This is a genomic window from Pseudomonas sp. LSJ-87 (assembly GCF_032971465.1).
GTDB classification, from domain to species: domain Bacteria; phylum Pseudomonadota; class Gammaproteobacteria; order Pseudomonadales; family Pseudomonadaceae; genus Aquipseudomonas; species Aquipseudomonas putida_Z.
This window is the reverse complement of the sequence record NZ_JAWJYQ010000001.1, coordinates 1-25514: the sequence shown is the minus strand read 5'-3', so window position 1 is coordinate 25514 and position 25514 is coordinate 1. Positions and strand designations below refer to the sequence as shown.

The 25514-nt window shown below is 61.8% G+C and carries 17 protein-coding genes and 1 riboswitch; of the genes, 15 read left to right on the top strand and 2 right to left on the bottom strand.

What is annotated here, in order from left to right:
- Window positions 1–23 precede the first annotated feature (23 nt).
- From RYH74_RS00085 to RYH74_RS00070, 4 genes are all read left to right on the top strand, one after another.
- Window positions 24–2171 (top strand): type I secretion system permease/ATPase, encoded by a 2148-nt coding sequence (locus tag RYH74_RS00085; protein WP_317408786.1) that lies wholly within the window; start codon window positions 24–26, stop codon window positions 2169–2171.
- Window positions 2168–3586 carry an HlyD family type I secretion periplasmic adaptor subunit gene (locus RYH74_RS00080; RefSeq protein ID WP_075046544.1) on the top strand — a complete coding sequence of 473 codons (1419 nt, stop codon included), beginning with the start codon at window positions 2168–2170 and terminating at the stop codon, window positions 3584–3586. The genes RYH74_RS00085 and RYH74_RS00080 overlap by 4 nt, the downstream gene beginning before the upstream one ends.
- Complete coding sequence (locus tag RYH74_RS00075) at window positions 3587–4354, top strand: hypothetical protein (RefSeq protein WP_157896977.1); 768 nt, start codon at window positions 3587–3589, stop codon at window positions 4352–4354.
- A gap of 71 nt (window positions 4355–4425) precedes the next feature.
- A complete protein-coding gene (locus RYH74_RS00070; protein WP_317408785.1) occupies window positions 4426–9780 on the top strand; it encodes a S8 family serine peptidase in 5355 nt (1784 codons plus the stop codon).
- Between the two features lie 115 nt (window positions 9781–9895).
- Here the strand turns inward: RYH74_RS00070 and RYH74_RS00065 are convergent, their stop codons facing one another.
- On the bottom strand, window positions 9896–11332 hold the full coding sequence (locus RYH74_RS00065) for a TolC family outer membrane protein (protein ID WP_003258125.1): 1437 nt from the start codon (window positions 11330–11332) through the stop codon (window positions 9896–9898).
- 160 nt (window positions 11333–11492) lie between these two features.
- Window positions 11493–11599: riboswitch (TPP riboswitch) on the top strand.
- A gap of 154 nt (window positions 11600–11753) precedes the next feature.
- On the opposite strand from RYH74_RS00065, the gene thiC reads away from it, so the two are divergent.
- Together thiC and cytX are read left to right on the top strand one after the other, a co-directional pair.
- Window positions 11754–13634 carry a phosphomethylpyrimidine synthase ThiC gene (thiC, locus tag RYH74_RS00060; protein ID WP_025340847.1) on the top strand — a complete coding sequence of 627 codons (1881 nt, stop codon included), beginning with the start codon at window positions 11754–11756 and terminating at the stop codon, window positions 13632–13634.
- A 165-nt stretch (window positions 13635–13799) separates the two neighbouring features.
- Window positions 13800–15083: a putative hydroxymethylpyrimidine transporter CytX gene (gene cytX / locus RYH74_RS00055; RefSeq protein WP_317408784.1), complete on the top strand. Its 1284-nt coding sequence runs from the start codon at window positions 13800–13802 to the stop codon at window positions 15081–15083.
- On the opposite strand, the gene RYH74_RS00050 is transcribed toward cytX, so the two are convergent.
- Complete coding sequence (locus RYH74_RS00050) at window positions 15052–15798, bottom strand: RsiV family protein (protein ID WP_003258132.1); 747 nt, start codon at window positions 15796–15798, stop codon at window positions 15052–15054. The genes cytX and RYH74_RS00050 overlap by 32 nt on opposite strands.
- A gap of 185 nt (window positions 15799–15983) precedes the next feature.
- Between RYH74_RS00050 and RYH74_RS00045 the strand changes: the two genes are divergently transcribed.
- From RYH74_RS00045 to RYH74_RS00005, 9 genes are all read left to right on the top strand, one after another.
- Entirely contained in the window at window positions 15984–16601 is a 618-nt protein-coding gene (locus RYH74_RS00045; protein WP_015272022.1) for an NUDIX domain-containing protein, read from the top strand.
- Window positions 16592–17044: a DUF1249 domain-containing protein gene (locus tag RYH74_RS00040; RefSeq protein WP_016501905.1), complete on the top strand. Its 453-nt coding sequence runs from the start codon at window positions 16592–16594 to the stop codon at window positions 17042–17044. Before RYH74_RS00045 ends, RYH74_RS00040 begins: the two co-directional genes overlap by 10 nt.
- An 85-nt stretch (window positions 17045–17129) precedes the next feature.
- Complete coding sequence (gene cpdA / locus RYH74_RS00035) at window positions 17130–17930, top strand: 3',5'-cyclic-AMP phosphodiesterase (RefSeq protein ID WP_075046540.1); 801 nt, start codon at window positions 17130–17132, stop codon at window positions 17928–17930.
- A 241-nt stretch (window positions 17931–18171) separates the two neighbouring features.
- Window positions 18172–18780 (top strand): YqiA/YcfP family alpha/beta fold hydrolase, encoded by a 609-nt coding sequence (locus RYH74_RS00030; RefSeq protein WP_286100657.1) that lies wholly within the window; start codon window positions 18172–18174, stop codon window positions 18778–18780.
- Window positions 18781–18815: 35 nt separating this feature from the next.
- Window positions 18816–20720 (top strand): DNA topoisomerase IV subunit B, encoded by a 1905-nt coding sequence (gene parE, locus RYH74_RS00025; RefSeq protein WP_015272020.1) that lies wholly within the window; start codon window positions 18816–18818, stop codon window positions 20718–20720.
- The gene (locus RYH74_RS00020) at window positions 20717–21703 is read left to right on the top strand and encodes an esterase-like activity of phytase family protein (protein ID WP_317408782.1); all 987 of its coding nucleotides are present in this window, start codon (window positions 20717–20719) and stop codon (window positions 21701–21703) included. The genes parE and RYH74_RS00020 overlap by 4 nt, the downstream gene beginning before the upstream one ends.
- Window positions 21700–22218 (top strand): TIGR02281 family clan AA aspartic protease, encoded by a 519-nt coding sequence (locus RYH74_RS00015; protein ID WP_025340840.1) that lies wholly within the window; start codon window positions 21700–21702, stop codon window positions 22216–22218. The genes RYH74_RS00020 and RYH74_RS00015 overlap by 4 nt, the downstream gene beginning before the upstream one ends.
- Before the next feature lie 10 nt (window positions 22219–22228).
- A complete protein-coding gene (parC, locus tag RYH74_RS00010) occupies window positions 22229–24487 on the top strand; it encodes a DNA topoisomerase IV subunit A (RefSeq protein WP_075046538.1) in 2259 nt (752 codons plus the stop codon).
- A 172-nt stretch (window positions 24488–24659) separates the two neighbouring features.
- Window positions 24660–25370 carry a membrane integrity-associated transporter subunit PqiC gene (locus RYH74_RS00005; RefSeq protein WP_025340838.1) on the top strand — a complete coding sequence of 237 codons (711 nt, stop codon included), beginning with the start codon at window positions 24660–24662 and terminating at the stop codon, window positions 25368–25370.
- Window positions 25371–25514: the final 144 nt, after the last annotated feature.

Sequence of the window (25514 nt, the reverse complement as noted above, 5' to 3'; positions counted from 1 at the left end):
CAGTTTTTATATGAGGTGGCGTGGTGCCTGATTTGTCTTATGGGTGTAATGCCAGCGCTATTGAAAGTGGGCTGGTCTGTCTGATCACGCTGGCGCGTTATCATGATATAGCCGTCTCTGCCGAGCAGTTGCAGCACGACCATGCACCAGCGGGTGAGCGATTCTCGACTGGCGCAATACTCCGGGCATTTCAGCAACTAGGTCTCAAGGCCAAGCATCGCAGCATCGATCCGAATCGGCTAAAGCATGCGCCATTGCCTGCCATAGCCGTGGATACGCGTGGTGAGTATTTCATCATTGCTCGCGCGGAAGGTGAGCAGGTTCTGGTGCAAGCCCCAGGTTCCCGTGCACCACAAGCGCTGACCTTGGCAGAACTTGCCATGCGCTGGTCGGGAGAACTCATTCTGGTTCGCTCCGATGCCCAGTTGCCGCATGGGCTGTCGCGTTTCGATCTGACCTGGTTCATTCCGGCCGTGGTGAAGTACAGGCGGCTATTTGGCGAAGTGCTTGTTGTCTCCTTGGTCATTCAGATATTGGCGTTGCTGACACCTCTGTTCTTCCAAGTGGTAATGGACAAAGTACTGGTGCATCGTGGCTTGACCACACTGGATGTTATCGCCCTGGGCTTGTTGGTCGTGGTTCTATTTGAAACATTGCTGAGTGGTTTGCGTACTTATGTGGCAGCTCATACAGCGTCAAGGATTGATGTCGAACTCGGGGCAAGACTGTTCAGGCACTTGATCGATCTTCCCGCCGCCTACTTTCAGGCCAGGCGAGTCGGTGACTCGGTTGCCCGAGTACGCGAACTGGAGAACATCAGAAGTTTCCTGACCAACAACAGTATCACGCTGTTGCTGGATGTAGTGTTCACGGTGGTCTTCATCGCTGTCATGTTCCTTTATAGCGGCTGGTTGACGTTGGTGGTCGTCGGCTCATTGCCTTTATATTTTCTCGTATCCCTGGTCGTTACCCCACTGCTGCGGGCGCGGATCGACCAGAGTTTCCAGCGCGGCGCCGAGAATCAAGCATTTCTGGTGGAGGCGGTGAACGGCATCGATACGCTGAAGTCGATGGCCGTGGAACCGCAGATTACCCGGCGCTGGAACAATCAGTTGGCTGCTTATGTATCGGCCAGCTTCAAGACCCAGAACCTTTCCAACCTCGCGAATGAGAGCGTAGGCCTGATCGGCAAGCTGGTCACGGTCGCCACGTTGTGGCTGGGGGCTCGCCTGGTCATCGACGGCGAACTCACGGTGGGCGAACTGATCGCCTTCAACATGCTGGCAGGGCGCGTCTCGCAACCCATTATCCGGCTGGCTCAACTCTGGACCAGCTTCCAGCAGACAGGCGTATCGATTCAACGCCTGGGCGACATTCTCAACACCCGTACCGAGGTCAACCAGGGCAAGGGTACGGTGCTGCCAGCACTAGCCGGGCAGATCGAGCTCGATCGTGTGTGTTTTCGCTACCGGCCGGACGGGGGCGAAGTCGTGCGCGATGTCAGCCTGAAGATTGCTGCCGGAGAAGTGGTTGGCATTGTAGGTCGCTCGGGGTCAGGCAAGAGCACGCTGACACGCCTGATCCAGAGGTTGTACTCACCCGAGCGGGGGCGGGTATTGCTCGACGGTGCCGACTTGGCGGTAGCCGATGTGGCTTCACTGCGTCGGCAGATCGGTGTGGTGCTGCAGGAGAACGTGCTTTTTCGGCGCACCGTGCGCGAGAACATCGCCCTTGGCAACCCGGCGGCACCGCTTGAAGAGGTCATCGCTGCAGCGACGATGGCGGGGGCCCACGAGTTCATCCTCGAATTGCCGGATGGCTATGAAACCTTGGTCGGCGAGCACGGTGCCAGCCTGTCAGGTGGCCAGCGACAGCGCATTGCCATCGCCCGGGCGCTGTTCGGCAACCCACGCATCCTGATTTTCGACGAGGCCACCAGTGCGCTGGACTATGAGTCCGAACGGATCATCCAGCAGAACATGGCGCGGATCTGCGCGCAGCGCACGGTGATCATAATTGCCCACCGGCTTTCGGCTGTACGTCACGCCGACCGTATCGTGGTCATGGAGCGCGGGCAGATCATCGAGCAAGGGCCTCATGACGAGTTGGTGGGCAAGCCACAAGGCACCTACGCCTATCTGTATCGGCTGCAACTTGGGGCTGCCGTATGAGCACGGCCTTCAAGGAGCTTTTCGAGCGCTATCGGGAAGCGTGGCGAGGGGCCTGGCGACAGCGCCGACGCATGGATGGCCCCATCCATGAGCCGGATGAGCTGGCCTTTTTACCAGCGGCACTGTCCCTGCAGGAAACACCAGTACATCCCTTGCCGCGCTACCTGCAGTGGAGCCTGCTGACGTTCATCGGGCTGGCGCTTGTCTGGGCTTGCATCGGTGAGATCGACGTCGTTGCCAGTGCCGAGGGCAAGATCGTACCCAGCGGCAGAAGCAAGCTGATCCAGGCCAGCGAGGTCGCGGTGGTGCAGGCGATCCATGTCGTCGATGGCCAGGCAGTGCGCAAAGGCGATGCGTTGGTCGAGCTGGAAGGGCAGTTGACCGAGGCCGATGTAAAGCGCTTGGGCAGCGAACTGCTGGCGGCGCGGATCGATCAGGCACGAGCCAGCACACTGCTGAGTGCGCTGGACGGCGATGACGCGCCTGCTTCCCTTGCACCACTGATACCGCAGGCCACGGCCGCGCAGCAGGCAAACGCGCAACGCTGGCTGGAAGGGCAGTACCTCGAGCTTCAGGCCGCGTTGGAGCAGGCTGATGCCGAAATCGATCAACGCGCTGCCGAAATCCGTTCTGCCCAGGGCCGGGCTGACGCGCTCCGGCAACTGCTGGTTATCACCCGCCAACTGACGGCGGATTACAAGCTTTTGCTCAGTGAATCGGCCGTGGCCAAGCACACCTACCTGGAAAAGGAACAGGCCCGCCTGGAGCAAGAGCGCGAACTGGCACTCCAGCGCTCACGCATCGACGAGTTGAACGCTGCACGGCTTGCTGCTCAGCACCGTCGAAGCGGTGCCATTGCCCAACTGCGCAGAGCCATGCTCGATCTTCACGGTGATGCGCAGCGGCGCATTGCAACCCTTGAACAGGAATTGAACAAGGCCGAGCAGCGCCATCGCCTCAAGGTCCTGACATCACCCGTTGACGGTACCGTCCAGCAATTGGCCATCCATACCCAAGGTGGTGTGGTTACACCCGCGCAGACATTGATGGTCATTGTGCCAACGGGCCAGCCGGTGGAAGTGGAAGTGAAAGTCGAGAACAAGGATATCGGCTTTGTGTATCCGGGGCAGCCGGTGGAAGTGAAAGTCGAGACGTTCACGTTTACCAAGTACGGGGTTGTGCCGGGGGTGGTGGAGAGTGTTTCTGATGATGCCATTGAAGATGAGAAGCGGGGGTTGGTTTATAGCGCTCGAGTCCGTCTGGGTAAAGAAATATTGCGTGTAGGAAAAAAGGATATGCCGTTGACGGCGGGCATGTCAGTGCGTGCGGAGGTTATTGTAGATAAGCGCAAAATTATAAGTTACTTCCTAAGTCCTTTGCAGCGGCATGTGCAGGAAAGTTTGACGGAGCGCTGAATGAATATCAAGAGACTGTTCTATTGCTTGTATGTGTTGGTTTGGAGTTCTCTAAGAGTTTGTGCCGCTGTGCTCTTGCTGGTTCCTGTATTGGCTGTAATTGATATGGTTTGGCAAGGTGAGCCTTGGAATAGGCGAGAGAGGATAACGGCAGATCCGATAGTATGCGGAAAATTATCGGGGGTGGTATATGAATTTCCTAGATCGTATTTTCCGTTCTGGCCGGAATACGAGGGCAAAAGTTCTTTTGATTCCGGATTTGTGAATAACAAGAAAGGCTGTGACGCAAATCTTGTATCTGTTTTTTTGTCAATGACCTGGCCTGGGCTTACTCCGGCGGATGACAGTCTGATCTTTCGACAGGGCTTAGAACATGAAGGGCTGTTGGTCTCATACTCTCCTGTTGTGGGTAGGCAAGGCGACTTGCGCAATACACTGGATAGTCTGATGAGAAGCAGTTCGTCTGGACTAGTTGATCTTGCTAAGTTTGATGAAAGTGTCGGATTGTATAAGGTGAAAGGGCGTCATAGAGTATTTGAGAAAGATGAGCAATTATTTTATTGGGAGGGAGAATTAGATAGCCTTGGTTCGGTGGGGTACTGTAGTTGGCGGCCTCGGAAGCCTCATTATTATTATTGCGAAATGATTTACGTTTTTGAGGGTGATGTATTGGTTAAAGTTATAATGCGGCCTGATAAGTTAATGTATTGGTCGCAGATTAAGTTTTCATTGGAACGTTTTCTATTGAATAGTAAAAAAGCGAGGTAGCAATGTTTGCTCTAGTTGAGGGTGACGTAAGGCGTGCTCGTGAGATTTTTGAATCTCAGGGGCCTGGTGGTATGTACGACTACTTGGCAGGCAGGGGAGATAAATACGCGCTGCTCGCCAATGGAGTTGCTAAGGGTAACTCCATTGCTGGGCTTGCCGCGCTAGAGTTTATGAAACGCACTGAGCGTGATGCCGGACGCGTAATGGATGAACGGGACGTTCAGCTTGTGCGAGTGGAGATGGCAAAAGCCTATTTGGGCTTGCTTGAAGATAAAGTCAAGAGTGACTCGATTGGTGTCACGTTGGATCACAAGGAAGTTTGGGGGTTTCACAATGAAGTATTTGAGAAATTGGGCAGATCCCGAGACGCCTGGACGCTGAATTCTGTATTCGAGTTGATGGTGCCAAGCGATCGTGAAACATACTGGAGAAGCGTGCTTGACTCGGCTGGTAGTCCCGCTGGCGAGGTTTGGCTATCGATCGAAACCGATAGGAAATTGTCCACAGCCTCGGCGATTGCTCCGCAACACTTACGCCCTATGGCAAAGTACTGGCTAGAACGCATTGACTCACTCAGTGGCTTGGCATCGATTATTTATTCTGCTGCTGAGGCCACAGGGACCGGTATTGTCGGACTAGTATCCGACTTTATAGATGCGAATGAAACAGACGCAACAAACCCATCCCTTAAAATCGAAATCACCCCCGCAACCGAATCCCGTCGCGACCTCCAAGGCCAAGACGACATCCGCAACGACGTCTCCAGCGGCTACATCAACCGCCGCCTGACCCACAGCATCGCTTTCACCGACAGCACCCTCGACAACACCGACTTCACCTCCGCCCAGTTGGGCAGCCTGGCCACCGGTGGTATCCGCCCTGGCGAGATCCAGATCGACCCCAACGTGCGGCCGAACCAGCATCTGGCCCAGTTCTATCGGGACGGTAGCGAACAGCCGGACTTCAGCCTGCGTAATGCAGTGGTGCTCAACGGGCTGGCGGCGATGACCACGGTGAACACCTTCGTCGACCCTCTGTTACTCGATCTGAGCGGGCAAGGTGTGGGCTTGGCCGGTATCGAGGACGGCGTGCTGTTCGATGTCGATAACAGCGGTACGTTACGTCGTACAGGCTGGGCAGATCGTGTGACCGGCATGCTGGTACATGACAACGGCACCGGGCAGGTGAGCAACATCAGCCAACTGTTTTCCGAATACTACAGAGGCAAAGCCGGTAGCGATGGCAACTCCGGCGAAACACCGTTCAAAGATGGCTTCGCCGCCCTGGCAAGCGTGGACGCCAACGCCGATGGCGCTATCAACGTTGAAGATGCTGTCTGGGCACAATTGAAGGTTTGGGTCGATGGCAACCATGACGGGCGTGCCGATGCCGGAGAATTGAAGGCATTGAAGGAGCATGGCATCAGCCAAATCAAGCTCGGTCAGGTCGAGCCGGTGGGGGAAGCACGTCAGGGTAACCAGGTCCTCTCCCGCAGTGCATTCACCATCAATGGCGAGGACCGAGAAGTACTGGCGGTGAAGTTCCTCGCTGATACCGTCGGCAATCGGATTGAGGCCCAAGGGGGCGGTACGGTACTGACTTCATCAAGCGGGCCCACTTCGCGGCGGGCTTACATCAGCCAGAGTCCTCAAGGCAGCACTCTGGACGCCGCCGCGCTCGGCGTGGACACGCTGTACGGCGCCGCAGGCGATGATGTCTTGACCGCAGCCCCGGGCGGCAGCTGGCTGGTCGGCGGCGCTGGCAGCAATACCTATCACGGCGGGGCGGGCGATGATGTATTCGTGATCAGTGCCACTGACGACTGGGCGAACATGCACGGCAATGGCGGGCGTGACACGGCGCTGATCGTGGGGGAGCAGGGCGTTGGGCTGAACATGGCCAAGGCCGGGTTGACCATCGCGCAAGGAGGGCGGGGTAGGGACATCATCGCCAGCGGCGGTCAACGCGGAGTTTTCATCAAGGGCGGCTCGGGCGATAGCTTGCTGATCGGTGGCGGTGGCGACGATGTGCTCGTCGGTGGCAGCGGCCGCAACGACATCATTGGTGGTACCGGCAAGTCCGTTATCTACGCAGGCCCAAATGGGGATCGCATCCAGGCCTCGGCGGGCGGCAGCATTATTTACGCTGGTGGTGGCGCGGATCGGATTACGGGTGGGGCGGCCGATGACGTGATCGAAGCCGGTCGGGGCGATGCCACGATCGATGGAGGCGCGGGAACCAACTTGGTCAGCTTGCATGGTGCACACGACGAGTACCTGATCACGCGTACCGAATCGGGTCACCAGATCACCGACACCGTGGCGGGGCGAGACGGCCGCCTGACCTTGAGCAACATCCAGAAGCTCAGCTTCGCCGATATTGCCGCTATCGATCTTCTCGGCGCGGGCGCCATGCCAATCGGCGACAGGCTGTCGCCTGAGCAACTGGCTACCTTCACCACCACTGACACCGCGCTGATAGTCCCTGCGACGGCGCTGCTGGCCAACGACCAGCCATTCAATAGCAGTGGGCCGTTGCGCATCGCGTCGGTCAGTGCTGGCAAGGGCGCTACAGTGCGGCTGAACGAGCAGGGTGATGTGGAGGTCACGCCGTTGCCTGGCCATTACGGTGATGTCAGTTTCCGCTACGACCTGGTCGATGCGGCCGGTAACGCCTCCATGAGTGTTACCGAGGTGGGCAGCGGTGCATCGGCACCCTTGCGCGCGACGGTAACGTTGCGCCATGAGCAATCGCCTGGTGACCCGCTCTCTGGGCGGCAGTGGTATCTGGACGAGATCGATGTCGCGCCAGTATGGCGTGACTTCACGGGCAAGGGCGTGAGGATCGGGCAGTTCGAGCCTGGCGGTGAATTTGCCGTCGCGCCGGAAATCTTCGATATCGAACACCCCGATCTCAAGCCGAATATCGACCCCATCTGGCTGCAAACCCAACGTACCAATGGCACGCTGGCTGCCCTGGCGTCCAATCATGCCACCCAAGTGGCGGGTGTCATGGTTGGAGCGCGCAATGATCAAGGGGGAATCGGCATTGCCTACGATGCGAAGATCGGCGGGCACTACCTGGCCAACAAAGGCGACGACCTGACCAACCTGGGGCAAATGGTCAACTACGACATTGCCAACAACAGTTGGGGGTTCAAAAAGGACTTCGCATTGGGGAATGTTCCGGAAGGCAAGGTCGATACCGCATTGGCGCTCGCTTTCAGTACTACACTTGCGGCCACCAATGGTCGTGGCGGGCTTGGCACCATCGTCGTCGCCTCTGGCGGCAACCAGCGCGACAAAGGTGGTAGTGCCCAGGGCTCGCTGACTAACAACAACCGCCACGCCATCGAAGTAGCGGCGATCAATGCAAAGGCAGACCTCTCGGTGCTGCAAGCTGCCACTGCACCCTTTTCCAACCCAGGTTCCAGCTTACTGGTCGCTGCACCAGGAAGCCATGTGTTGTCCACTGGCGTCAGCCTTGAAGCGGAGCGCGGTGCATCGGTGGGCAGCGCCTATAGCACGACCCAAGGCACCAGTTTCGCTGCGCCGATTGTATCAGGCGTGGTGGCGTTGATGCTGCAGGCCAATCCGGGGCTCGGTTATCGGGACGTCCAGCAGATCCTCGCACTGTCTGCGCGCAAGGTGGATGACGCATCCACCCAATGGGCCTACAACGCAGGGCGCAACTGGAATGGCGGTGGCATGCACACCAGTCACGACTACGGTTTTGGTTTGGTCGACGCCCGTGCGGCTGTGCGACTTGCCGAGTCATGGGGTAGCCAGGCGACCAAGGCCAATGAACGGGTGCTGACCGCTGCCAGTGAGCCGCTTGCCCACCAAGTTGCGGCGGGGCAGGTCGCGACTTTGTCCTTGACCCTGCCGGCTGATGTGCTGGTGGAGCATGTGGAGGTCGATATCCATTCGATGGTGGGCCGTCTTGGTGACATGACGCTCACGCTGGTGTCGCCTGGCGGCACGAGGAGCGTGCTGCTCGATCGCACGGGCAAGGCACCGGGCTCCGGTGATGACGATCTGGGCGATTCGCGCTCAGGAGCGTTCAAATATGGGTTCATGTCGACCCATCATCGCGCAGAGCGCTCAGCGGGGGAGTGGAAGCTCGAGGTGCGCAATGCCGATGCTGGTTTGCCGTTGACACTCGATCGCTGGACGTTGCGCCTCGTTGGCAGCCCCGGCACCATCGATGATACTTATTACTTCACCGATGACTATGCGAACCTGGTGGCAGAAAACGCCGGGCGAGCGCTGCTTGACGACGCAATCAGCGGCACCGCTGGCGGGCGTAATACGTTGAATGCGGCTGCGGTAAGTCGCAGTATTTCGGTGGATTTGGCCAGTGGCAGTGCCAATATCGCCGGAGTGGCGCTGACCATAGCCTCTGGTTCGGTGCAGAACCTCATCAGTGGCGACGGCGACGATACCTTGATCGCTGGGCCCGCCGGGGCATTACTGGATGGTGGCCGTGGATACAACCTGCTCAAGGGCGGGGAGGGTACTGACCGCTATGTTATCCACAGGCGTGCAGCCGGAAACGATGTACTCGAGCACTTCGAAACTTCGCGTGAAGTGATCGATCTGGTCGGTTTTGGTGGTTTAGGGTTTGCTGACCTGCAGATGCGACAGGACGGCAATGCGGCTGTGCTAGACCTTGGCGATGGGCAGAAGCTCACGCTTGCAGACAAACCGATCGCCGAACTGCAGCCAGCGAACTTTCGCTTCCTTGACGCATTCGCTGCTGCGCCAGGTTACTTCGAGGGCAACCCTGAAGTGCAGACGTCGCCGCCTGCCAACGCGAATGTTCTGCTTACCGGTGGTGCAGATGGCGTGTCGCTTGCCAGCGACGAATCGGGGCAGTTGGTGGCTTCTCTGACAGGCACGATCTATGCCCCGCCAACGGTTGCGCCCAGCGTGTTCCTGGTGACAAAACAAGAAGGTGTGAGCGATTACAAGAACACCCTGCGGGGGTTCCGGCACGGTATCGACAAGATTGACCTCAGTCAGGTAGGCATCAGTCGCTTCGAGGATCTGCAGGTCAGCAAAGTCGAGCGCTTCATGCTCAATGACTTTGCGCAGATTCATGGTGTGGCTGTTGATACCCAGGCAGTGCCGGGGCAGGAAGGTATCGTGAATATACTGTACCTGGATGCGCTCGAAGTTGCGCAAGTGACAGCGGAGGACTTCATCTTTGCGCAGCCGGCAATAGTCACCTCTGAAATGGTTGCAATGCCTGAGGCCTTGGCCCTTTCAGCGGGGGCATCTCTGTTTGCTGTCGAGCACTCGCTGCCGAACCTGGGAAATCTTGTTGATGCAATGGCTGCGTTCGCCCCTGAGCCAGCTGGCTCTGCGCTGATCGGGGATATGTCGGTTCAACGCATCGACTCGACGATTGCCGTAGCCGCCTAGTCGCTGTCCTGTAGCGGCTGGAGTGATAATTGATGGCCCTATCGCCGGCACGCCAACTCCCCCAGGTTACCCCGCGGTGGGAGCGGGCTTGCCCGCGACTGGTCCAACACCTATCTCAAGGCCTGCGCTCGAAGTTCTTCGCCGCTGCAGCCGCCAGGTCCGGCGGCAGGAAATCCTTGTCCGGGTTGTAGTCTGGCTTCAGGTACCGCTTGAGGTCCTGCAGGTCCTGCGGGCTCAAGGTGCCGGCCGCCTGCTTCAGGCTCAGGTTGTCGAGGATGTAGTCATAGCGGCTGTTGTTGTAGTCGCGCACCGAGGTGTACAGCTGACGTTGGGCGTCAAGCACGTCGACGATATTGCGGGTACCCACCTGGTAGCCGATCTCGGTGGCTTCCAGCGCGCTCTGGTTGGAGATGATCGACTGCTTGCGCGCCTGCACCTGTTCCACGTCGGTGTTTACCGCGCGGTGCAGGTTGCGGGTGTTTTCCACCACCTGGCGGCGCAGGCTTTCACGCTGCTGCTCGGTCTGGCTCAGGCGCTGGTAGGCCTCGCGCACCTGCGAACTGGTCAGGCCGCCGCTGTAGATCGGGATGTTCAACTGCAGGCCGATGCTGGTCTGCTCGACGTCGCCGCTATAGCGCGTGACGGGGGCCGGTGCGGGGTTGGTGAAACCGAAGTTGTCGTTGTCACCCTTCTGGTACTTGGCAACTGCATCTAGGGTCGGCGCGTGGCCGGCCTTGCGCTGGCGCAGGGTTTCCTCGGCAGCGACGACCGCGTGGTTGGTGGCCAGCAGGTTGAGGTTCTGGCGCCCGGCGGTTTCGACCCAGGCCTTGGCGTCGTTGGGCGTAGGGACCTGCACCGGCAAGGTATGGACCACGCCTTGAATCGATGTGTATTCCCGGTTGGTCAGGGTCACCAGGGCCTCGAAGGCATCCTGTACCTGGCGCTCGGCAATGATCCGGTTGGCCCGGGCCGTGTCGTAGCTGGCCTGGGATTGCAGCACGTCGGTCTTGTCGGAGAGGCCGACGTCGAATCGTTCGTTGGACTGGTCCAGCTGGCGCTTGAAGGCAGCTTCCTCGGCCTTGGTCGCGGCCAGGTTGTCCTGGGCACGGAGCACGGCGAAGTAATTCTGCGCGGTTTGCAGGATCAGGTTCTGTTCGGTAGCCGACAGCTCCAGCGCTGCCTGTTCGTTGACCGCCTCGGCCGCCTGCAACTGGAACCATCGGTCAGCGCGGAAGATAGGCTGCGCCAGGGTCGCGCTCCAGGTATTGCCGCTGCGGTTGCTGGTGGCCGATGGTTCGTCCAGCTTGGTGCGGGTGTTCAGCATTTCGGCACCGGCCGAAAGGTTGGGCAGCAACCCGGCGCGAGCCTGCGGTACCACTTCACGGCGGGCGCCGTAATCGGCGCGGGCCGCAGCCAGGTCAGCGTTGTTGTCGACCGCTTCCTGATAGACGCTGACCAGGTCGGTTTTCACTGTAGTGGGCACGTCCGCTGCCCAGACCACTCCGTTGGACGCACAAGACACGGCTATTGCCAGTGAGAGTTTGCGCAGCATAGAGGCAATCCTTGTACGAAATTGAATTACTGAACTGTTGAGTATCGAGCGATGGGCCAGTGTAGTGCCATGCGCACCCGGCAACAATCGCTCGGGGTGCCTTTCATCATCCGCGCATTTACCTGCTTGGCTTTGCCGACCACTCCAGTCTAGACTGCGCATGTTCTTGTCGGGGTGCCTTGAAGCAAAGGCTGAGATCGCAAAGTTGCGGATCCCGTTGAACCTGATCAGGTTAGCGCCTGCGTAGGGAACAAGATTGCTCGCCTTCCCGGGGAGCCTCTTGTGCCAGGTCCGGGAATGTCGCAGCTGCATGCAGCTTCAGGCACCCCCATATCCGGCACTGCACCCATCAAGGGTGCGTCCGCGCCTTTCAGGTTCACCCCGACATTCCACTGCTAGGAAGCCGTCTGGAGAGCCTGTGATGACCAAACAAGAAAAAGCGATCAACCTCAGCGAATCGGCGCAAGTCGATCAGCAGTCCGTGCAACCGTTCCCGCGTTCGCGCAAGGTGTATGTCGAAGGCTCGCGTCCGGACATCCGCGTGCCCATGCGTGAAATCAGCCTGGACGACACCCCGACCGATTTCGGTGGCGAGTCCAATGCCCCGGTGCTGGTCTACGATACTTCCGGCCCGTACACCGACCCCAACGTTGTCATCGACGTGCGCAAGGGCCTGGCCGACGTGCGTTCGGCGTGGATCGAGGCACGCGGTGACACCGAGCGCCTGGCCGGCCTGAGCTCCGACTTCGGCCAGCAGCGCCTGAACGATGCCGAACTGGCCAAGCTGCGTTTCGCCCACGTGCGCAACCCGCGCCGTGCCAAGGCGGGCGCCAACGTCTCGCAGATGCACTATGCCCGCCAGGGCATCATCACTGCCGAGATGGAGTATGTGGCCATCCGCGAAAACATGAAGCTGCAAGAGGCACGCGCCGCCGGCCTGCTCGACGAGCAGCACGCCGGCCACAGCTTCGGGGCCAACATCCCGAAAGAAATCACCCCCGAGTTCGTTCGCCAGGAAATCGCCCGTGGCCGCGCGATCATCCCGGCCAACATCAACCACCCGGAAGTGGAGCCGATGATCATCGGCCGCAACTTCCTGGTGAAGATCAACGGCAACATCGGCAACAGCGCCCTGGGTTCCTCGATCGAGGAAGAAGTGGCCAAGTTGACCTGGGGCATCCGCTGGGGTTCGGACACGGTCATGGACCTGTCCACCGGCAAGCACATTCACGAAACCCGTGAGTGGATCATCCGCAACTCGCCGGTGCCGATTGGTACCGTGCCGATCTACCAGGCCCTGGAAAAGGTCAACGGCGTGGCCGAAGACCTGACCTGGGAGTTGTTCCGCGACACCCTGATCGAGCAGGCCGAGCAGGGCGTGGACTACTTCACCATCCACGCTGGTGTGCTGCTGCGCTATGTGCCGCTGACCGCCAAGCGCGTCACTGGCATCGTCAGCCGTGGTGGCTCGATCATGGCCAAGTGGTGCCTGGCGCACCACAAGGAAAACTTCCTGTACACCCACTTCGACGAAATCTGCGAAATCATGAAGGCCTACGACGTCAGCTTCTCGCTGGGCGACGGCCTGCGCCCCGGCTCGATTGCCGACGCCAACGATGCCGCGCAGTTCGGTGAGCTGGAAACCCTTGGCGAGCTGACCAAGATCGCCTGGAAGCACGACGTGCAGTGCATGATCGAAGGCCCCGGCCACGTGCCGATGCAGCTGATCAAGGAGAACATGGACAAGCAGCTGGAGTGCTGCGACGAGGCGCCGTTCTACACCCTCGGCCCGCTGACCACCGATATCGCTCCTGGCTACGACCACATCACCTCGGGCATTGGTGCGGCGATGATCGGCTGGTTCGGTTGCGCGATGCTCTGCTACGTCACGCCCAAGGAGCACCTGGGCCTGCCGAACAAGGATGACGTGAAGACCGGCATCATTACCTACAAGATCGCAGCTCATGCCGCCGACCTTGCCAAGGGCCACCCAGGTGCGCAGATTCGTGACAACGCCTTGTCCAAGGCACGCTTCGAGTTCCGTTGGGAAGACCAGTTCAACCTCGGCCTGGACCCGGACACTGCCCGTGCCTACCACGACGAGACCCTGCCGAAGGAATCGGCCAAGGTCGCGCACTTCTGCTCGATGTGCGGGCCGAAGTTCTGCTCGATGAAGATCACCCAGGAAGTGCGCGAATACGCCGCCAAGATCGAAACCGTGGATGTGACGGTCGAGCAAGGCATGCGTGAGCAGGCCGAGCGGTTCCGCCAGGAAGGCAGCCAGCTGTATCACAAAGTCTAATACCGCTGGGGCCGCTTTGCGGCCCTTTCGCGACGCAAGGCCGCTCCCACAGGGACCGCGCAAGGCTTGAGGTCAGCGCGGTTTTTGTGGGAGCGGCCTTGTGTCGCGATACGAGGACGCAGTCCTCGCCAGGAACACCAACAACATTGCCGGCGAGCGCCAACCATGACATCACCCAGCCAATTCTCCCCCGACCACCCGGTCCCCACCGCCCAGCGCATCTTCGGCGCGCGCGACCTGTTCTCGCTATGGTTCTCCCTCGGCATCGGCCTGATGGTGCTGCAGGTCGGCGCCATGCTGGCCCCTGGCCTGGGCCTTGCCGGCGCGGTGCTGGCTATCGCCCTGGGCACCGGTGTGGGTGTGCTGCTGCTGGGGGCTGCCGGTGTCATCGGCAGCGATACCGGCCTGTCGGCCATGGGCACGCTGAAACTGAGCCTGGGTGGCCATGGCGCGCGTTTGCCGGCGATGCTCAACCTGCTGCAACTGGTGGGCTGGGGCGCGTTCGAGATCATCGTCATGCGCGATGCCGCCAGCCTGCTGGGCGCGCGGGCGTTCGGCGAAGCCAGCGCCTGGAACAGCCCTATGCTCTGGACCCTGTGCTTCGGCGCCCTGGCCACCCTGCTCGCGGTCGGTGGGCCGCTGGCGTTCGTGCGCAAGGTGCTACGCACCTGGGGCATCTGGCTGCTGCTGGGCGCTTGCCTGTGGCTGACCTGGAACCTGTTCGCCAAGGCTGACCTGGCGGCACTGTGGGACCGTGCCGGTGACGGTTCTATGTCGCTGGCCGTGGGCTTCGACATCGCCATCGCCATGCCGCTGTCGTGGTTGCCGCTGATCGCCGACTACTCGCGTTTTGCCCGTAACGGCAAACATGTATTCGGCGGTACGGTGCTGGGCTACTTCATCGGCAACACCTGGCTGATGAGCCTGGGCGTGGGCTACACCTTGGCCTTCGCCGGCAATGGCGAAGCCAACGCCCTGCTGCTGGCCCTGGCGGGCGCCGGCATGGGCATTCCACTGCTGCTGATTCTGCTGGACGAGTCGGAAAAGGCTTTTGCCGACATTCACTCGGCAGCCGTTTCCACCGGTGTGCTGGTGCGCCTGAAGGTCGAGCACCTGGCGCTGGCCATTGGCGTGCTGTGCACGCTGATCGCCTTGCTGGCGCCACTGGCACAGTACGAGAACTTCCTGCTGCTGATCGGCTCGGTGTTTGCACCGTTGTTCGGTGTGGTATTGATGGACCATTACGTGATCCGTCGCCGCCGCTTGCCGGCACAGGTGCATGGCTTGCACTGGCAGGCACTGCTGGCCTGGGCGGTGGGCGTTGCCGCGTACCATCTGATCGCCGCGCAAGCGCCCGACCTGGGTGCGACCCTGCCAGCATTGCTGCTGGCAGGGCTACTGCACGGGCTGTTGAGCTTCAGCCGCGGCCGGGAAACAGCTCGGGCTTGAGCACGCCATTCAGGCGTGGGTACGGGATCTTCAACTCCACGTGGCCCATGGAGTAGGGCGCGATGGAATAGACCTCGTACTTGACCACCACCGCGCCGTACGTCAGGGCGACGTGCGGCGACTGCTTGAACGGCCAGGTCTTGATGAACTCGGCGTCCTTGTCCATCCCTACGCTGATCAGCCAGGCGCGGTGCGACTCCTCGACGGTTTTCCAGAAGGTGTCTTCCTGGCCAGGCACCAGCATGTCCTGCAGGGTCAGCACCTTGTCCAGCTTGCGCGAATAGTTGATGAAACCACGCCCGGGCATGCCATGGGCGCCGCCGCTGTCCAGGTAGCTGGACAGTTCGATGATCACCAGTCCGTCATGCTGCTCGCGTACCTTGGCCTGAAGGTAGCTGCTGTTGCGCTTGTCGGCACTGGCCAGGTACTGCTGCTCGTAGGCTTGCAGGGTGGTCGGTGCGTTGCCGCGCTGGTTGTCTTCGGTCAGTTGCAGCAGGCGTTTCTCGACGATGCCATCGAGCTTGGGCAAGGCCGGGAAGTGGATCATGTCGATGTTCACCAGCGGGCAGTCGCTTTCGCTGCAGCCGGGTTTGACATGCTCCCAGGCATCACGCTTGACCTCGAGCGGCGCCCGGTAGTTGGGCGTGAACAGGCTTTGGCAGGCACCCAGGGCCAGGGCCAGCACAGCCACGGAAGTCAGTTTGACAAGTGTCATGAGGATCCTTGCAGAACAGGGAAAAGTCGGCCTTTGACCGTCTGCGCGGCCTTCAGTTCGCCACTAAGCTAACAGAGAGAAGGCGCGCTGTCCCGAGTGCGCGAACGGTTGCCGGAAAGGGATGAAACCGGCAGGCGTGCAGAGTAGGATGGCGCGATGCGGTATTCGAGGTAATGAGGATTTCCATGTCAGACGCGTTGAACTCAGTGCCCAAGGGCTTCGAAATCATCGAGCGGGCCAACTGCTTCCAGGGCTTTTACAAGCTCGACAAGCTACGCCTGCGCCACGAGCTGTTTGCCGGGGGCATGGGCCGCGAGATCAGCCGCGAACTGTTCGTGCGCCATGATGCGGTGTGCGTGCTGCCGTACGACCCGTTGCGCGATGAAGTGGTGCTGATCGAGCAGTTCCGCGTCGGTGCACTGGACAAGGTCGACAACCCCTGGCTGATCGAGATGGTGGCCGGGCTGATCGACAAGGACGAGCAACCCGAGGAAGTTGCCCACCGCGAAGCCGAAGAAGAAGCCGGCCTGGCCTTCAGCGCCCTGTGGCCGATGACCCGTTACTTCCCGTCGCCCGGCGGCAGTGACGAATACGTTCACCTGTTCCTCGGCCGTTGCAGCAGTGAAGGGGCGGGCGGCCTGCATGGCCTGGAAGAAGAGGGCGAGGACATTCGCGTGCGCGTGTGGTCGTTCGAGGATGCCATGCAAGCGGTGCGCGACGGGCGCATCTGCAACGCGGCGACCATCATCGGCCTGCAATGGCTGGCGCTGAACCGTGACGAAGTACGAGGTATGTGGAAGTGAACCTGCTGCGCGAGCGTTATCGGGTCGACCTGGTCGGGCTGCAGGCAGCCTGCGAGGCCAACTACGCCCGGCTGATGCGCCTGTTGCCCGACATGCGCACCACCCAGAGCTCGCGCCGCATCGGCATGACCCAGGGCGACCAGATGCTTGGCGTGCTGGTACTCGACGTGGTGCTGGCCTGCCCGTACACCACCACCCTGCACGTGCGCCAGGAGCACAGCCTGCCGTGGTTGCCGGTGCCGCACCTGGAAGTGCAGGTGTACCACGATGCGCGCATGGCCGAAGTGGTCAGTGCCGAACACACCCGGCGCCTGCGCAGCATCTACCCGTATCCGAACGAGGCCATGCACCAGCCGGACGAAAAGGCCCAGCTCAACCTGTTCCTCGGTGAATGGCTGAGCCACTGCCTGGCTTGTGGTCACGAACTGGCGAGCGTTCGCTGAAGTGTGACGCAGGTCGTTCGTGGGTGTTTGCTCGCACCCGTTGTGCAGCCATAATTCGCGCTGAATCCGTTCGAGGAGACGGCCGTTGCCGCAGCCAGACCAATCGCGCCCCGTGCATGTGGTGCAACTGACCGATGCTCACCTGTTCGCCGACCCGGCCGGCAGCATGCTGGGCCTCAATACCCGTGACAGCCTGCGCCATGTAGTGGCCCAGGTGCGGCGGGAGCAACCGCTTGTCGACCTGCTGCTGTGCACTGGCGACCTGTCCCAGGACGCCAGCGTAGCGTCCTATGAAGCATTCCGTGAGCTGACCGCACCGTTTGCCGTGCCCACCCGCTGGTTGCCTGGCAACCATGACGAGGCCCGAGTCATGGCGCAAGTGGCGCCGGAGCTGGTACAGGCGGTGACCGATATCGGTGCGTGGCGCATCGTCATGCTCAACACGGCCGTACCCGGGGCGACGCACGGGCTGTTGGAGGATGACCAGCTGGCAGTGCTGGAAACGGCCTTGCGAGAGGCGGGTGAACGGCATTGCCTGGTGTGCTTCCACCATCAGCCGGTGGATATCGGCTGTGCCTGGATCGCGCCGATCGGCTTGCGCAATGCCCAGGCGCTGTTCGATATCGTCGAGGGTTATCCACAGGTGCGGGCGCTGCTGTGGGGGCATGTGCACCAGGAATGGGATGAAGTGCGCGACGGCCGTCGCCTGCTGGCTACTCCGTCGACCTGTATCCAGTTTGCGGCGCGCAGCGAGGATTTCAAGGTGAGCGAGGAGCAGCCTGGATACCGCTGGCTGCGCCTGCACGCCGACGGGCGGTTGGAGACCGGGGTGGAGCGGGCACTGGATTTCCAGGTGAAGCTCGACTTCGATAGCCCTGGTTATTGAGGATTTTGGGGCTGCTGCGCACCCCTATCGCGACACAAGGCCGCTCCCACAGGAGATCGCGTACCCCTGTGGGAGCGGCCTTGTGTCGCGATAGGGGCGCAAAGCGCCCCCGGCACTCTCAAAGCTGTTGAAGAATTTGTTGCTAAAACCCCTGTGCGGCGCCAAAACCCGGCGAACGCGCTACACTGCGCGTCCCTGCGCCCATATCACCGGGCGCGAAGCCACAGATTCCGGGGGCAGCATGTCGGGTTCCATCCTCTATATCCATGGCTTCAACAGCTCGCCACTTTCGACCAAGGCGCGCCAACTCGAGGCCGTGATGCAGCAACTGGGCCTGTCGGCCCAATTGCGGGTGCCCGCCTTGCACCACCACCCACGGCAGGCCATCGCCCAGCTCGAAGCGGCCATCGCCGAGCTGGGCGCGCCACTGCTGGTGGGCAGTTCGCTCGGCGGCTACTATGCCACCTGTCTGGCCGAGCGCCACGGCCTCAAGGCCCTGCTGGTGAACCCGGCGGTAACACCGCACAAGCATTTCGACGGCTACCTGGGCACCCAGCACAATCACTACACCGGTGAAGCCTGGGAGCTGACCCACGATCATGTGCAGGCCTTGGCCGAGCTGGAAGTACCAGCACCGGTGGACGCCAGCCGCTATCAAGTGTGGCTGCAGACCGCCGATGAAACCCTGGACTATCGCCACGCCGAGCGCTATTACCGTGCTTGTGCCCTGCGTATCCAGGCCGGTGGCGACCACAGCTTCCAGGGCTTCGCCGAGCGCCTGCCGGCACTGCTGGCCTTCGCCGGCGTTGCCCGTGGGCAGTACGCAGCGCTCGATTTTTCTGTATTTTGACTTTTTTGCATTCACCAGACTGACGACGAGACCCTATGGCCACTCCCAGCGCTAGCGCCTATAACGCAGACGCCATCGAAGTCCTCTCGGGCCTTGACCCGGTCCGCAAGCGGCCGGGCATGTACACCGATACCAGCCGCCCCAACCACCTGGCCCAGGAAGTCATCGACAACAGTGTCGACGAGGCCCTGGCCGGTCACGCCCGTTCGGTGCAGGTCATCCTCCATGCCGACCACTCGCTGGAAGTCAGCGACGATGGTCGCGGCATGCCGGTGGACATCCACCCGGAAGAGGGCGTTTCCGGGGTCGAGCTGATCCTCACCAAACTGCACGCCGGCGGCAAGTTCTCCAACAAGAACTACCAGTTCTCCGGTGGCCTTCACGGCGTGGGCATCTCGGTAGTAAACGCCCTGTCGACCCAGGTGCGCGTGCGCGTCAAACGTGACGGCAACGAATACCAGATGACCTTCGCCGATGGCTTCAAGGCCAGCGAGCTGGAAGTGGTCGGCTCGGTCGGCAAGCGCAACACCGGTACCAGCGTGTACTTCAGCCCCGACCCCAAGTACTTCGATTCGCCGAAGTTCTCCATCAGCCGCCTCAAGCACGTGCTCAAGGCCAAGGCCGTGCTGTGCCCGGGCCTGCTGGTCAGCTTCGAGGACAAGGCCAGCGGCGAGAAGGTCGAATGGCACTACGAGGACGGCCTGCGCTCATACTTGGTGGACTCGGTAAACGAGTTCCAGCGCCTGCCCGACGAGCCGTTCTGCGGCAGCCTGGCCGGTAACAAGGAGGCGGTGGACTGGGCCTTGCTGTGGCTGCCAGAAGGCGGCGACAGCATCCAGGAAAGCTACGTCAACCTGATCCCTACCGCCCAGGGCGGCACCCACGTCAACGGCCTGCGCCAGGGCCTGCTGGATGCCATGCGCGAGTTCTGCGAGTTCCGCAACCTGCTGCCGCGCGGCGTGAAGCTGGCGCCGGAAGACGTCTGGGAACGCATCACCTTCGTGCTGTCGATGAAGATGCAGGACCCGCAGTTCTCCGGGCAGACCAAGGAGCGCCTGTCGTCGCGCGAGGCGGCTGCCTTCGTTTCCGGCGTGGTCAAGGACGCCTTCAGCCTGTGGCTCAACGCCCACCCCGAGCTGGGCATGCAACTGGCGGAGCTGGCCATCAGCAACGCCGGACGCCGCCTGAAGGCCAGCAAGAAGGTCGAACGCAAACGCATCACCCAGGGCCCGGCACTCCCCGGCAAACTGGCCGATTGCGCCGGCCAGGATCCGATGCGCGCCGAACTGTTCCTGGTCGAGGGTGACTCGGCCGGTGGCTCGGCCAAGCAGGCTCGCGACAAGGAATTCCAGGCGATCCTGCCGCTGCGCGGCAAGATCCTCAACACCTGGGAAGTGGACGGTGGCGAAGTCCTGGCCAGCCAGGAAGTGCACAACATCGCCGTGGCCATTGGCGTCGACCCGGGGGCCACCGACCTTGCGCAGCTGCGCTACGGCAAGATCTGCATCCTCGCCGACGCCGACTCCGACGGCCTGCACATCGCCACGCTGCTGTGCGCGCTGTTCGTCCAGCACTTCCGCGCGCTGGTCGAGGCCGGGCATGTGTACGTGGCCATGCCGCCGCTTTACCGCATCGACCTGGGCAAGGAAATCTACTACGCCCTCGACGAGGCCGAGCGTGACGGTATCCTCGATCGCCTGGTGGCCGAGAAGAAACGCGGCAAGCCGCAGGTCACTCGCTTCAAGGGCCTGGGCGAGATGAACCCGCCACAGTTGCGCGAGACCACCATGGACCCGAACACCCGGCGCCTGGTGCAGCTGACCCTGGACGATGTGCAGGCCACCTGCGAGCTGATGGACAAGCTGCTGGCCAAGAAGCGCGCGGGTGACCGCAAGAGCTGGCTGGAAACCAAGGGTAACCTGGCCGAGGTCATGGTTTGATTCGGCGGCTTCTGGCTGCCTGCCTCGCGCTGGTTGCCCTGCCGAGCCTGGCGGGCAACTGGCCAGAGTTGAAGCTGAGCGCCGAGCACCCGGTCGAAGGCATGCGCGGTGGCAACCTGTCTGGCCTGGTGGAATGCCGGGGCGGGCTGTGGGGTGTGTCCGACCGCGACGACGACCGTATCTACCGCTTCGACCAGCAAAACCCGACCTGGCGCGCGCAGCCGCTCACCTTCACCCCGCCAGCGGTGCCGGAAAGTGGCCTGCCGTGGGGCCTGAAGTCGCGCAATTGGGCGGCGTCGTATATTCGTGGTGGCGAGCTGGATTTCGAAGGCATCAGCTGTGACCAGGCAGGTAACCTGTACCTGGTCAGCGAGGCGCATGCCGCGGTGCTGCAACTGCCGCTGGAAGGCGAAGCGGACTGGTTGAAGATCGACCCGGCCATGGTTCGTCAGGCCCGTGCCAGCGGCATGCTGCTGAACTTCAACGCCTTGTTCGAAGGCCTGGCGATCAACCCGGCGGGCGACCGCCTGTGGCTGGCCGCCGAGCGCGAGCGGCGGGGCCTGGTGGCCATCGAGCGCCAGCAATCGGTGTGGACCTGCGGCCGCAGTTGCGTGCTGCTGAGCGAGGCTGGCGTTGAAATGCAGCCGGCGCAGATGCCCAATGCCCAGGCACTGTCGCGCGACTTCGCTGACCTTGCCTGGTTCGAAGGCAAGCTGTTCACCCTCGAACGCAACGCCTACCGGGTCTGCCGTCGGGATACCGACAGTGGCAAGGTCGAGCGCTGCTGGTCGTTCGCTGCCGATGCCTTGGTCGAGTCGCGCCGCTATCAACAGCCGTTCGGCCTGGCCGAGGCTCTGGTGATCGATGCCAAGGGCGCCTGGATCGGTGTGGACAACAACAACGGCGCCCGCGCCGATGGCGAGCCACGCCCGATCATCTGGCGCTTCGATGCGCCGGAAGGCGGATGGAGCGCCAAGCCATGAGCCAGGCACCGGGCAAGCGGGCTGGCAAGGTATTGATGATCGTCGCCTGGGCGGCGGCGCTGTTCCTTGCCACGCGTTTCTTCGGCCAATGGGAAGACAGCCAGCGCAACCCCAATGCCCAGGTGCAGTCGTCGCATGGCGAAGGCTTTATCGAGGTGCGCCTGCTGGGCAACGGCCAGGGCCACTTCGTGATGGATGGCGCGATCAACGGCCAGGTGGTGCATTTCATGCTCGACACAGGTGCCACCGACGTGGCCATCCCCGAGGCGCTGGGCCGCGAGCTGGGCCTGGAGCGTGGCAGCCCGGTGCAGCTCAGTACCGCCAACGGCCGTACCGAAGGCTACCGCACGCGCCTGGCCAGCCTGCAGCTGGGGGATATCCGCCTGCAGGACGTGCGCGCCATCGTGGTGCCGGGCCTGGACGGGCAGACCGTATTGCTGGGCATGAGTGCCCTGAAACAACTTGAATTTACCCAGCGCGGCGGCACCATGCTGCTGCGCCAGAACCTGAAATGACGAGGCCCGCATGAGCGACTCACTGGAACTCAGCCTGGACGGCGTGGAACGCCGCTCGCTGGCTGACTTCACCGAACAGGCCTACCTCAACTACTCCATGTACGTGATCATGGACCGCGCCCTGCCGCACATCGGCGATGGCCTGAAGCCGGTGCAGCGACGCATCGTCTACGCCATGAGCGAGTTGGGGCTCGATGCCGATGCCAAGCACAAGAAGTCGGCGCGTACCGTCGGTGACGTGCTCGGCAAGTTCCACCCCCATGGCGACTCGGCCTGCTACGAGGCCATGGTGCTGATGGCGCAGCCGTTCAGCTACCGCTATACCCTGGTCGACGGCCAGGGCAACTGGGGTGCGCCGGACGATCCGAAGTCGTTCGCCGCCATGCGTTATACCGAAGCGCGTCTTTCGCGCTACGCCGAAGTGCTGCTCAGCGAAGTCGGCCAGGGCACCGTGGACTGGGTGCCCAACTTCGACGGCACCCTGCAGGAGCCGGCCGTGCTGCCGGCGCGCCTGCCCAACATCCTGCTCAACGGCACCACTGGTATCGCTGTGGGCATGGCCACCGACGTGCCGCCGCACAACCTGCGTGAAGTGGCCACGGCCTGTGTGCGCCTGCTCGACGAGCCCAAGGCCACCATCGAGCAGCTGTGCGAGCACATCCAGGGGCCGGACTACCCGACCGAGGCCGAGATCGTCACGCCGCGGGCAGAAATCCTCAAGATGTACGAAAGCGGCCGCGGGTCCATCCGCATGCGCGCCGTGTACCGCGTCGAGGATGGCGACATCGTCGTCACCGCGCTGCCGCACCAGGTCTCCGGGGCCAAGGTGCTGGAGCAGATCGCCGCGCAGATGCAAGCCAAGAAGCTGCCGATGGTCGCCGACCTGCGTGACGAGTCGGACCACGAGAACCCGTGCCGCATCGTTATCATCCCGCGCTCCAACCGCGTGGATGCCGATGAACTGATGCAGCACTTGTTCGCCACCACCGACCTGGAAAGCAGCTACCGAGTCAACGTCAACATCATCGGCCTGGACGGCCGGCCACAGCTGAAGAACCTGCGGGCGCTGCTGCTGGAGTGGCTGGAGTTCCGTACCACTACCGTCCGTCGCCGGCTGCAGCACCGCCTGGACAAGGTGGAGAAGCGCCTGCACCTGTTGGAAGGTTTGCTGACCGCGTTCCTCAACCTGGATGAAGTTATCCACATCATCCGTACCGAGGACCAGCCCAAGCAAGCCCTGATCGCCCGGTTCGACCTGACCGAAATCCAGGCCGACTACATCCTCGAGACCCGCCTGCGGCAGCTGGCGCGCCTGGAAGAGATGAAGATCCGTGGCGAGCAGGACGAGCTGCTGAAAGAGCAGGCCAAACTGCTCGCCCTGCTGGGCAGCGATGCCAAGCTGCGCAAACTGGTACGCAGCGAGCTGATCAAGGATGCCGAAACCTATGGCGACGACCGCCGCTCGCCGATCGTCGAGCGTGCCGAGGCCAAGGCGCTGTCGGAAAACGAACTGATGCCGACCGAGCCGGTCACCGTGGTGCTGTCGGAGAAGGGCTGGGTGCGCTGCGCCAAGGGCCACGATATCGATGCCACCGGCCTGTCGTACAAGGCCGGCGATGGCTTCAAGGCCGCCGCCGCCGGGCGCTCCAACCAGTTTGCCGTGCTTATCGACTCCACTGGCCGCAGCTACTCGCTGGCCGCCCACAGCCTGCCGTCGGCGCGTGGTCAGGGTGAACCGCTGACCGGCCGCCTGACGCCACCACCGGGGGCCACCTTCGAGTGCGTGCTGTTGCCGGACGACGATGCGCTGTACGTGGTGGCTTCGGACGCCGGCTATGGCTTCGTGGTCAAGGGTGAAGACCTGCAGGCCAAGAACAAGGCCGGCAAGGGCTTGCTCAGCCTGCCCAACGGTGCCAAGGTCATGACCCCGCGACCGGTGGCCAACCGCGAGCAGGACTGGCTGGCGGCGGTGACTACCGAAGGCCGTCTGCTGGTGTTCAAGGTCAGCGACCTGCCTCAGCTGGGCAAAGGCAAGGGCAACAAGATCATTGGGGTGCCGGGCGACCGGGTAGCCAGCCGTGAAGAATTTGTTACCGATTTGGCTGTGATTGCCGATGGCGCGACACTTGTATTGCAAGCCGGCAAGCGTACCCTATCTCTGAAAGCGGACGACCTGGAGCATTACAAGGGCGAGCGCGGACGGCGCGGCAGCAAGCTGCCACGCGGGTTCCAGCGGGTCGATGGGTTGCAGGTGGAAGTGCCGGCGTAACCGGTTGAAATGTCTGGAACGGCAATTTCAGCGTCGTTCCGGGCAGAAATGCTGGAGTCGGACGGTTATTTCGCGGATGATATGGCCCTTGCGGTGCCGGCGTGGCCGTGTGCCCGTTTGAATCTATGTGTATCACTGCGGTTGGCCTTTTGGCGACCGCCTGGATGGGATGATGAAATTTCTGCGCCTTCCATTTGCGCTGTTGATGACTGGCCTGCTGGGCCTTGGCGGGTGCACCATGCACCAGCCGGTTGCCCTGTACCAGCTCGACAGTGGTGATCCTGGCCAGCCTTCGCAGAGTGCGGGCATGGCCGTGGTGCTCGGCCCGGTATCGGTTGCCGATTACCTGCAACGTGAGACATTCCTGCAACGTCAGGCCGATGGCAGCCTGAGTTCGGCGACCGACGGTCGTTGGGCCGGTAGCCTTTCGTCGGATATCGACCAGCTGCTGGTGCGCCAACTCGCCTGGCGCCTGGACAGCCAGCGTGTGGTGCTGGCCCCGGCGGCGACCGGTTTCAACCCGGATGTACAAGTACTGCTGTCGATCACTCGCCTGGACTCGGGCAAGGACCAGCCGGCCGTCCTGGATGCCCAGTGGCGCTTGTTGGACCGCCGTGGCCATGTGCGTGACAACCGCATCGTTCACCTCGAGCAGCCACACGCGGGCAGCGAGGCGTCGCAGGTACAGGCCCAGGGCCAGTTGCTGCAGAAGCTGGCCGAACAGCTGAGCACTGCGGTCAAGCCGCTGGCCAACCAGCCGGCGATTGCCGAAGAGTCGCCAAAAAAGCCGGCTGCTCCGGTGCAGGTGAAAAAGACGCCGGAGAAATCCAAGATCCCGATGGCTGCGCCGATTCGTACCGATATGGAAGTCTACCGGTTCTGATCCAACTGCCAGATACGAAAAAGCCCGCATCGTTGCGGGCTTTTTCGTATCTGCTGTTTTTGTACTGTCTGTGCTGGCCTCTTCGCGGGTAAACCCGCTCCCACAGGTTGGCGCAGGCCCTGTGGGAGCGGGTTTACCCGCGAA